This is a genomic window from Streptococcus sp. 27098_8_113 (assembly GCF_041432545.1).
Taxonomy (GTDB): Bacteria; Bacillota; Bacilli; order Lactobacillales; family Streptococcaceae; genus Streptococcus.
The window spans coordinates 118,382-129,221 of sequence record NZ_JAPVZU010000004.1; the positions used below are offsets into that span (position 1 = coordinate 118,382).

The 10,840-nt window shown below is 41.5% G+C and carries 8 protein-coding genes; all 8 read left to right on the forward strand.

The genetic code is table 11. The annotated features are described in order from the left end of the window. Positions 1–170: 170 nt before the first annotated feature. On the forward strand, positions 171–2,066 hold the full coding sequence (locus tag O3644_RS04015) for an ABC-F family ATP-binding cassette domain-containing protein (RefSeq protein WP_371595124.1): 1,896 nt from the start codon (positions 171–173) through the stop codon (positions 2,064–2,066). 18 nt (positions 2,067–2,084) lie between these two features. Further along, a complete protein-coding gene (locus O3644_RS04020) occupies positions 2,085–3,731 on the forward strand; it encodes a DUF2971 domain-containing protein (RefSeq protein ID WP_371595125.1) in 1,647 nt (548 codons plus the stop codon). Between the two features lie 451 nt (positions 3,732–4,182). Continuing rightward, positions 4,183–5,046: a MutR family transcriptional regulator gene (locus tag O3644_RS04025; protein ID WP_371595132.1), complete on the forward strand. Its 864-nt coding sequence runs from the start codon at positions 4,183–4,185 to the stop codon at positions 5,044–5,046. Between the two features lie 78 nt (positions 5,047–5,124). After that, entirely contained in the window at positions 5,125–6,306 is a 1,182-nt protein-coding gene (locus tag O3644_RS04030) for an MFS transporter (RefSeq protein ID WP_371595126.1), read from the forward strand. A 255-nt stretch (positions 6,307–6,561) separates the two neighbouring features. Continuing rightward, positions 6,562–6,966: a PaaI family thioesterase gene (locus O3644_RS04035; RefSeq protein ID WP_371595127.1), complete on the forward strand. Its 405-nt coding sequence runs from the start codon at positions 6,562–6,564 to the stop codon at positions 6,964–6,966. Further along, positions 6,947–7,708 carry an HAD family hydrolase gene (locus O3644_RS04040; RefSeq protein ID WP_371595128.1) on the forward strand — a complete coding sequence of 254 codons (762 nt, stop codon included), beginning with the start codon at positions 6,947–6,949 and terminating at the stop codon, positions 7,706–7,708. Before O3644_RS04035 ends, O3644_RS04040 begins: the two co-directional genes overlap by 20 nt. A gap of 159 nt (positions 7,709–7,867) precedes the next feature. Beyond that, positions 7,868–8,626: a triose-phosphate isomerase gene (gene tpiA / locus O3644_RS04045; RefSeq protein WP_371595129.1), complete on the forward strand. Its 759-nt coding sequence runs from the start codon at positions 7,868–7,870 to the stop codon at positions 8,624–8,626. Positions 8,627–8,690: 64 nt separating this feature from the next. Beyond that, on the forward strand, positions 8,691–10,840 hold a 2,150-nt coding region (locus tag O3644_RS04050), incomplete at its 3' end, for a GBS Bsp-like repeat-containing protein (RefSeq protein ID WP_371595130.1).

Consider the following 10,840-nt stretch of genomic DNA (forward strand, 5'->3'; position numbering starts at 1 on the left):
ATAGAAGTCTGATTTGATGTTATTCAATCGCTAGACAGGATATTCTGGTCTGAGTGCTTGCGGAAAGATTTAAAATTCTCCTTTGAATTGGCTTGAGAGACAGACAGTTTGGATTTCATTTTTTATGACAGCCAATGGCTCTGTACTTGGAAATCTGCTATAATGGTCTTATGATTATTTTACAAGCAAACAAGATTGAACGCTCTTTTGCAGGGGAGCTACTTTTTGATAATATCAACCTGCAGGTGGATGAGAGTGACCGGATTGCACTGGTCGGTAAAAATGGAGCTGGCAAGTCAACCCTGCTCAAGATTTTGGTGGGCGAGGAAGAGCCGACGTCTGGTCAGATCAATAAAAAACGAGACCTGTCCCTGTCCTATCTGGCTCAGGACAGCCGCTTTGAGTCGGAGAATACTATCTACGACGAGATGCTGCTGGTCTTTGATAGCCTGCGCCAGCAGGAGAAGCGCTTGCGGCAAATGGAGCTCCAAATGGGAGAATTGTCAGGGGAAGACCTGACGGCTCTCATGACCCAGTATGACCAGCTGTCAGAGGACTTTCGCCAGAAAGGTGGGTTTACCTATGAGGCCGACATTCGAGCGATTTTGAATGGCTTCAAGTTTGACCAGTCCATGTGGCAGATGAAGATTTCTGAGCTGTCGGGCGGGCAGAATACTCGTCTGGCGCTGGCTAAGATGCTTTTGGAAAAGCCAGAGTTGCTGGTACTGGACGAGCCAACTAACCACTTGGATATCGAGACCATTGCTTGGCTGGAGACTTACTTAGTCAACTACAGCGGTGCCTTGATTATCGTCAGCCATGACCGCTATTTCCTAGACAAGGTTGCGACCATCACGCTGGACTTGACCAAACATTCCTTGGATCGCTATGTGGGCAATTACTCTAGCTTTGTGGTCCAAAAGGAGCAGAAGCTGGCTACTGAAGCCAAAAACTACGAAAAGCAACAGAAAGAAATCGCTGCGCTGGAGGACTTTGTCAATCGCAATCTAGTCCGGGCCTCCACTACCAAGCGGGCTCAGTCCCGCCGTAAGCAGCTGGAAAAGATGGAGCGTTTGGACAGGCCGGAGACCGGCAATCGCTCGGCCAATATGACCTTCAGATCCGATAAGATTTCGGGCAATGTTGTGCTGACCTTGGAAGACGCAGCTATTGGCTACGGAGAGGAAGTCCTGTCAGAGCCGATTAACCTTGACATTCGCAAGTTTAATGCGGTAGCTATTGTCGGGCCAAATGGGATTGGAAAGACGACCTTACTCAAGTCTTTACTGGGGCAAGTGCCCTTCATCAGAGGTAAGGAGCAGCTGGGTGCTAATGTGGAAGTGGGCTACTATGACCAGACCCAGAGCAAACTGACTCCCAGCAATACGGTACTTGACGAGCTATGGAATGACTTCAAGCTGACGCCAGAGGTCGAAATTCGCAATCGCTTAGGCGCTTTCCTCTTCTCGGGAGACGATGTCAAGAAGTCTGTCGGCATGCTATCAGGTGGAGAGCGGGCGCGTCTGCTCCTCGCCAAGCTGTCTATGGAAAATAACAACTTCCTCATCCTAGACGAGCCGACCAACCACCTGGACATTGACAGCAAGGAAGTGCTGGAAAATGCCCTGATTGACTTTGACGGCACCCTGCTCTTTGTCAGCCATGACCGTTACTTTATCAATCGCGTGGCTACTCAGATTATTGAGCTCTCTAAGACAGGCTCTACCCTTTATCTGGGTGATTATGACTACTATCTGGAGAAAAAGGCAGAGCAGGAAGCCTTGCAGGAGGAGACAGAGCAGGCCAGTCCTGACAAGCCAGCACCTGCCAATGACTATCAGCTTCAAAAGGAAAACCAGAAAGAACAGCGCCGGCTGGCCCGCCGCCTAGAACAACTGGAAACGCAAATCGAGGACTTGGACAGCCAGATCAGTCAGCTTCAGGAAGCCATGCAGGCCACCAATGACGCTGGCGAACTCATGGAGAGCCAGCAGCAAATCGACCAGCTGACCGCTGCCCAAGAAGAAGCCATGCTAGAATGGGAAGAACTGGCGGAGAAGGTGTAGGAAGGAAATAGAATATTTATGGAAAACAGAATAATTATTACAAAATATCCATATAATTATTTCAGGAATCAAAGTAATAACGATGCCTTTGTTTTTTATCAAAGTGATTGGAATGATTATGGATATTACATCACTTATGAGGTGTATTATTATAATCAAAAATCACAAGAACGATATGTAGGAGAATACCGAGTATACACTCATAGTATTGAAGAACAAGATATAAATAGTTATACTAAAATAAAGCATATAAGTGAACAAATCTGGCAAGATCATGAGTTTGACTCAAACTGGCTAGATGTTCATCTTACTAAAGAATTTAATGATAATTATTTTTCATTAGCTCAACATGTAGATTTTTATCAAAATGTGTATAATATTTTGCGTGATGACGATGATTACTCTGATTTTTTAAATAAACTTCGTGATTTAACCATAACTGAACTATCCGATAGTATAAAAAATAATGAAGGTGTTAAACGTGCTCTATTAAGAAATGATGGAGTTACAAATAGTAAGGATATATTGAAACTAGAAAAGAAACTAAAGGAACTTGATGAATGTCTGAATGTTGGAAATTATCCTTTTACTGATTATTTCTTTAATTCTATTGTCAAACATCGAGAAGAGCTAGAAAAAATTGAGAATAATATTGTTGACTCAGTAAGAGCAACCATTTATTCCTATGCTTTATTAAATAATTTAGTTGATAAATATAAAAATAAAACCTTTGAAGACACAGATTTTAAGGTATATAAATTTTTATCTTCGTTGTTGAAGAGTAACATCTATCCCCAATTAGAATCTGATTTAGATTCTTGTATTGATAAGAATTTAAAATGTATTATAGATAATGTGAATGGCATTAGGGAAAAATTGCGATTTGATATTGGTGATTATGATAATTTTATTCACTATACATCCCTAAAAACTTTAAAGAATTTAGTGTATAGGAAGGATGAAAAAGATACTTACGCTAGGTTACGGCTAAGTAATGCGAGACAGATGAATGATCCAAATGAAGGATATACATTTCTTGATCTCATAGGAATTGAAAAAAAAGAATTGCCTGTGACTGATTATGAAATATCATCATTTTATTTTGCATCAATGTCACAAACTGGAGAGGATAAAAATCTTGAAGATAGTCTCCCTATGTGGAAACAATATGGTGATGATGCTAAAGGAATCAATTTAACTTATCATTCAGATTATATTAAAGACCTAATTGATGATATAAATAATGGAATTGGAATTTATAAGGTTTGTTACAATGCTAAAGAAGATTCTTTAGAGGAAGAAATAGCTCAAATAAAATCAGCATTTGACGAAATTAAAAAGGAGGACGGTGATGAAAGACAAAAATACTTTTCTTCGGCTTTGAATTTAATAGATGATATTCGTTATTTATTTAAAAAGGCAGATTATAGCTATGAAAATGAGTATCGGATTATTAAATCTTATGAAGGTAAGGAGAGTGAAATTTTTACTAGCGATAGTTCTAATAGTATCATTCCTGGTCTATATGTCTATACTGACAAAGAATTAAAATACTCAAAAATTAAACTAGGTCCTAAGTGTGATGATATTGATTTTATTGCACCATACATCAAGTATGTCGATCCAAATATTGAAGTAACTAAATCAGAGATTTCGTATCGTTAATCATTTATTTCTATTAGGAATTTCTCGAACTACATGTGTAATCTCTAGTTTTTTGCAAAAAGGAAGATTCTTCATGAAGAATTGTTTCCCTGAGAGCAAAAGACGAACTTTTACATGTGTTCTGAGATTTTTTCGAGGAAAATAAAACATTCTTCATGCAATCTAAGTTCTTTTAAAGACAAGTCAGCCCGTCAGGTTTTCTGAAAAGCTATTTTAGAGGGAAATGACTTTGTCAGATTTTCTGACGGTTATTCTGAGAGTAAATCCCGAACTTTCTATTTTCTGACGAGCTCTTTTAGCAGAATTTGCCTTTTCCGATTTTCAGTCGATAAGATTTTGACGAAAAGAGTCTCGTCTGAAAATAAAATCCGAACAAGAGGCAGTGAAGGTAGTTTTGAAAGAGCGACTAGGGAAGCGAAACAGCAATTAAAGGAATTGAAGTGGTAAGCAAATAGAAAATTTAGGCAAAGTTTTTCGCGATTTTCGTTTAAATGGACATTATTCTTTGAAGGAAGCGGCGGGTCAGGTTTGCTCGACTTCTCAGCTGTCTCGTTTTGAGCTGGGTGAGTCGGATATGACTCTCTCGAAATTTTTAGATCTCTTGGATAATATTCATGTGACCCTTGAAAATTTTATGGATAAGGCAAGGAATTTCCAGCAGCATGAGCATGTGGCCATGATGGGTAAGATTATCCCTCTTTACTACTCAAATGACATCAAGGGATTTCAAGACTTGCAAGCGGAGCAGTTGGAAAAGGCCAAGGCCAGCAGTGCGCCTCTTTACTATGAGCTGAATTGGATTTTGATGCAGGGCTTGATTTGTCAGCGAGACAGTCAGTTTCGCATGAGGCAAGAGGATTTAGATAAGGTGGCTGATTATCTCTTCCAAGTGGAAGATTGGACCATGTATGAGCTCATCCTCTTTGGCAATCTCTATAGCTTTTATGATGTGGACTACGTCTACCGTCTGGGCAAGGAAGCCATGGAGCGAGAGGACTATTACAAAGAAATTGGTCGCCATAAGAAATTAGTCTTGATTATAGCGCTCAATTGTTACCAGCATTGTTTGGAAAGTTGTTCTTTTGATAAGGCTAGTTATTTTGAGGCTTATGTAGAGAAAATCATTGGCAAGGGCATCAAACTCTATGAACGCAATGTGTTCCTCTATCTAAAAGGTTTTGCAGCTTATCAGAAGGGGCAGAAGAAGCAGGGAATCAAGCAAATGCAGGAAGCCATGCATATCTTTGAAGTGCTGAATTTACCAGAGCAAGTTGCCTATTATCAAGAGCATTTCGAGAAGTTTGTAAAAGTGTAATTTCCCAAATATGGGAAAAACAAAGAACCTCCCTCTATTTCTGATACAATAGTTTCAGAAATGGAAGGAGGTGTTTTTATGAATCGACATGCTGCACAGCTGATTACACGGGCTGCTATTAATAAAATTGGAAATATGCTCTATGACTATGGAAACAGCATCTGGCTTGCTTCTTTGGGAGCTCTGGGACAGACGGTCTTGGGCATTTACCAGATAGCGGAGCTAATCACTTCTATCTTATTCAATCCTTTGGGTGGGGCCATTACGGACCGCTTTTCCAGACGTAAGGTGCTGATGGTAACGGACTTGATTTGCGCTGGACTTTGTCTGCTGATTTCTTTTATCTCTAATAATCAGCTGATGATTGGGGCGCTGATTTTTGCCAATGTGGTTCAGGCCATAACCTTTGCCTTTTCTCGGCCAGCTAATAAATCCTACATTACAGAGATTGTGGACAAGGAAGATATCGTGGCCTACAATTCTCATCTGGAACTGGCCTTGCAGGTTATCAGTGTCTCAGCTCCAGTTTTGTCTTTTATCGTGATGCAGTATGCAAATCTGCGCATGACTCTTCTGCTGGATGCGCTGAGCTTCTTTCTGGCTTTCGCCTTGGTTTACTTTCTGCCCAATCATGAGCCAAGCAAGCAGCAGTCTCCCATCAATCTTGGCAATATCCTAGGAGACATCAAGGAAGGACTAGTTTATATCCGCCAACAAAAAGAAATCTTCTTTTTGCTCTTGGTAGCTTCCGCAGTCAACTTTTTCTTTGCAGCCTTTAATTACCTGCTGCCTTTCACCAATCAGCTTTACGGCAAGACTGGCTCTTATGCAACCATTCTGAGTTTGGGTGCTATAGGCTCAATCATCGGAGCTATTCTAGCCAGTAAGGTCAGAGCTAGTATGGGAAATCTTCTTCTAGCCCTGTTATTGACAGGTGTCGGAGTTGCGGTCATGGGCGTTTCTGCCTTGCTACCGATTCATCTCTATTTTTCTTATTCTGGTAATCTTATCTGCGAGCTCTTTATGACTGTGTTCAATATTCATTTCTTCAGCCAGGTTCAGACCAAAGTGGACAAGCAGTATCTAGGCCGAGTTTTCTCGACTATTTACACGCTGGCAATTCTTTTCATGCCTCCTGCGACTTTCCTGATGACGCTTTTGCCAAGTGTTCACACAGCCACCTTTCTCCTACTTGGTCTAGGCGTAATGGGCTTGGCTTTGATTTCCTACCTTTATCAAAAGAAAATAGAAACAAACTAGGTTGGGGAAATTTCCAACCTAGTTTAATGTTTTGTCTTGCAAATCTTCAGCTGAGAATTTTGAAATTCATTACTAGCCTAATTTGGCTTAGAACTTTATTTCCAAGCTACTAGTCCAATTGGCTGATAGATCAGGAGTGCTAGAGATTTGGGTAACTGGTAGAAAAATATTTTCCATTGGAATGTGCATATAAACATTGTTCCTTGCCAGTAAAAGTAGTATGATGAAGTATAAGCAAAATTAATGGAGTGAGGAATGAAAGATTTTCATTTTGATGCAATTTCAGCATTTGAAAACTATAAAATTGAGGAGGCCAAAAATGGCCATGTTTTAGTAACGACAGAGGTCGTTCCCTCTTCTCTAAACTATTATGGCAATGCGCATGGAGGCTATCTATTTACCTTGTGCGATCAGATAAGTGGTTTGGTTGTCATTTCACAAGGAGCTGACGCTGTGACCTTGCAGTCTTCCATCAATTATCTTAAAGCGGCCAAACTAGGCGATACTTTGAGCATTGAGGGGAACTGTGTCCATACTGGCCGGACGACTAGAGTGGTGGACGTGGATATTGTCAATCAAGATGGGAAGAATGTCTGCAAGGGGACCTTTACCATGTTTGTCACTGGCGAAAGGGGCGAAAATGCACAAGTTAGAATATAAACATTATCTTTTTGACTTTTATGGAACACTAGTAGATATCCGGACTGACGAAGATGATCCAATTTTATGGTTGTATCTTTCCCGCATCTATGCAGCATATGGAGCAGATTATCAGCCAGAAGACTTGAAAAAGAAATATGGACAATTGGTAGCAGAGCAGGAAAAAAAGATAGCTCAAGAGAAAGGCCTTGCCTATCCAGAGGTTGATTTGGTGGCAGTTTTCATTCAGCTTTTGCAGGAAGCTCCAACTAAGCATGAAACCCAGACTCCGCTTCCAGATGTGCAGGCTTGGGGAGAGCAGCTGGCTGTAACGTTTCGGAGTTTGTCCCGTCGTCAGCTCCATGCCTATCCAAATACCCTCAAAGTTCTAAAGGTCATTAAGGACCAGGGAGGCGATGTTATTTTGCTATCCAATGCTCAAAAGGCTTTTACAATGCCAGAAATTGAATTGACGGGTTGTGCTCCTTATCTGGACAAAATTTATATTTCTTCGGATTATCAGATAAAAAAACCACAAGCAGAATGGTTAGAACTCGTATTGGAGGAGAATCAGTTCAATCCAGAAGCTACGGTGATGGTTGGCAATGATTTTTCTACGGATATGGCTATTGCTGAAGCTGTTGGGATTGATGGCGTTTTGCTGAACACTTTCCCGTACTCAGATGCAGAGATAGATAAGCTCAATAAAATGCAGGCCAGAGTCATTACGGATATAGAAGAACTGCTGGAAAATAGGAAGTAAAAGACGACCTCGAGGCCTTTAAATGGTTTATTCACAGCCAAAACTGTGGATAACTCCTAGAAACATTACGATTTGATGAAAAATTGTGGATAACCTTTATTAATTTGCTTTCTTATGATATAATAGCCCATATAAATAAAAATAGAAGAGGTATGTGAAATGTCACGTAAACCATTTATTGCCGGTAACTGGAAAATGAACAAAAATCCAGAAGAAGCAAAAGCATTCGTTGAAGCAGTTGCATCAAAACTTCCTTCATCAGACCTTGTTGAAGCAGGTATCGCAGCTCCTGCAGTTGATTTGACAACTGTTCTTGCTGCTGCAAAAGGTTCAAATCTTAAAGTTGCTGCTCAAAACTGCTACTTTGAAAATGCAGGTGCTTTCACTGGTGAAACAAGCCCACAAGTTTTGAAAGAAATCGGTACAGACTACGTTGTTATCGGTCACTCAGAACGTCGTGACTACTTCCATGAAACCGACGAAGATATCAACAAAAAAGCTAAAGCAATCTTTGCAAACGGTATGCTTCCAATCATCTGTTGTGGTGAAAGCCTTGAAACTTACGAAGCTGGTAAAGCTGCTGAATTCGTAGGCGCTCAAGTATCTACTGCTCTTGCTGGATTGACAGCTGAACAAGTTGCTGCAACTGTTATCGCTTATGAGCCAATCTGGGCTATCGGTACTGGTAAATCAGCTTCACAAGACGATGCACAAAAAATGTGTAAAGTTGTTCGTGACGTTGTAGCTGCTGACTTTGGTCAAGAAGTTGCGGATAAAGTTCGCGTTCAATACGGTGGTTCAGTTAAACCTGAAAACGTTGCTTCATACATGGCTTGCCCAGACGTTGATGGTGCCCTTGTTGGTGGAGCGTCACTTGAAGCTGAAAGCTTCCTAGCTCTTCTTGATTTTGTGAAATAAGAATAACAATAAATGGCTTGTTGCCTTAAAGGTGGCAAGCTTTTTAAAAGTTTGGAGATAAAAGGTGAAATCAAAAGAACTTATCTATTTAGCCAGCACTGCCATATTGCTAGCAGCAACGGCTAACGTGGTACAGGCAGAAGAAAATACTCAGACAACCACAGACCTTGAAGTATCTAAGTCAGAACTTCAAGTAGAAAAGGATCATCAACCTCAGCAGGGAGTCTTAGCAGAAGTGGTTTCTACTGACCGTCAAGTCAAACAAGAAAGCTCGGTCGCAAAAGCGGAAGCTAGTCCAGTATACAAGGCACCAGAAAATCTGGCACCTGCTGCTAGTCTGGTCAAGGAGGATATGCCAGAAAATAAAGCGAGTGAACAAGCAAAGACAGCTACTTCTGAAGCGATTCAGAATCCAGTAAAGGCTGAGCAGACTTCCCCAGCGATTAGCGCCAGTCCTGTATCTAAAAAGGGAAGCAATTCTTTTTATAATGCGGCTTCTTCATCTGGACAAACAGCGCGCGGCAATTCACAAGCAGAAATCAAGGGCTCTACCTTTGTGGATGTGAGTAGTCATAACGGCCATATCAGCGTAGAAGACTATCGCCAATTAGCATCCAAAGGTGTCGGCGGTGTCGTTGTTAAGCTGACAGAAGGAACCCACTATACTAATCCTTTTGCTGAGTCTCAGGTTCGAAATGCGCAAGCAGCTGGTTTGCAAGTATCAACCTATGCCTTCTCGCATTATACAAATGATGCAGAAGCGAGAGCAGAGGCCCGTTACTATGCTGCTTTTGCTAATAAACTGTCCTTGCCTAAAAATACAGTCATGGTCAATGACATGGAAGATCCTAAAATGCAAACGGGGATTAACCAGCATACTCAGGCTTGGGCAGATGAAATGCGCAAGCAGGGATATGCAAATCTGATGTATTACACGAGCGCTAGCTGGGTTGACCAGAATAACCTACGCCACAAAGGTTCAATAAATACATCTCTCTTTGGCCTTGATAATTTTTGGATTGCTCAGTATCCAGCACCGAAGCTAAGTGCAAATGATGCTAAAAATTTGAAGTACAATAGCAGAGCAGGAGCTTGGCAATTTACTTCTCAAGCGCAGCTGCTTTCTGGTAAGCATGTTTTTGACCAAAGTATTGACTATTCTGGAAGATTTACAGCTAGAGCTACTTTGGTTAAACAACCGCTGACAGGTAAGATTAGTATTCAAAATAATAATCCAAAAACTGGTACATTTGATGTTGTTGTTTCCGAAGTTTCCGCACCACATGGAGTTCAGGAAGTTAAACTTCCGACTTGGTCCAGTGAGCGCGGACAAGATGATATTATTTGGTACACTGCAACGAAGCAAGCCAACGGAACTTATAAGCTGACTGTTAATGCTGCCAACCATAAAGGTTCTACGGGCGAATACAATGTTCATTTGTATTACGTTCAAGGTGATGGCAAGTTGGTCGGCGTTGGTGGTACAACGACTAAGGTTTCAGTTGCGAAACCAGAAGGCAAGCTGACTATTGCCAACAACAATCCCAAGACGGGTACATTCGATGTGATCGTGTCCGAAGTTTCTAGCCCGCAAGGCGTTCGTGAAGTCTTACTTCCAACTTGGTCAAATGAGAATGGTCAGGATGACATCATCTGGCACAAGGCACAGAAACAGTCAGACGGTACATATAAATTTACGGTTCGTGCTAGTGAGCATAAGAACTCTGTCGGCGACTACAGTGTCCACTTGTACTATGTCCAAAACGACGGCAAGTTAGTCGGCGTTGGTGGTACGACGACTAAGGTATCAGTTGCGAAACCAGAAGGCAAGCTGACTATTACCAACAACAATCCTAAGACTGGTACATTCGACGTGATCGTGTCCGAAGTTTCTAGTCCGCAAGGTGTTCGTGAAGTCTTGCTTCCGACTTGGTCAAATGAGCAAGGTCAGGATGACATCATCTGGCACAAGGCACAGAAACAGTCAGACGGTACTTATAAATTCACCGTCCGTTCTAGCGAGCATAAGAACTCTGTAGGTGACTACAGTGTCCATTTGTACTATGTTCAAAATGACGGCAAGATGGTTGGTGTTGGTGGCACAACGACTAAGGTATCCGTTGCGAAACCAGAAGGCAAGCTGACTATTGCCAACAACAATCCCAAGACCGGTACATTCGATGTGATTGTGTCCGAGGTTTCTAGCCCGCAAGG

Coding starts and splice junctions, on each gene's coding strand:
- tpiA (WP_371595129.1), top strand. CDS start 7,868: ATGTCACGTAAACCATTTATTGCCGGTAACTGGAAAATGAACAAAAAT.
- O3644_RS04035 (WP_371595127.1), top strand. CDS start 6,562: ATGAAAGATTTTCATTTTGATGCAATTTCAGCATTTGAAAACTATAAA.
- O3644_RS04020 (WP_371595125.1), top strand. CDS start 2,085: ATGGAAAACAGAATAATTATTACAAAATATCCATATAATTATTTCAGG.
- O3644_RS04040 (WP_371595128.1), top strand. CDS start 6,947: ATGCACAAGTTAGAATATAAACATTATCTTTTTGACTTTTATGGAACA.
- O3644_RS04030 (WP_371595126.1), top strand. CDS start 5,125: ATGAATCGACATGCTGCACAGCTGATTACACGGGCTGCTATTAATAAA.
- O3644_RS04015 (WP_371595124.1), top strand. CDS start 171: ATGATTATTTTACAAGCAAACAAGATTGAACGCTCTTTTGCAGGGGAG.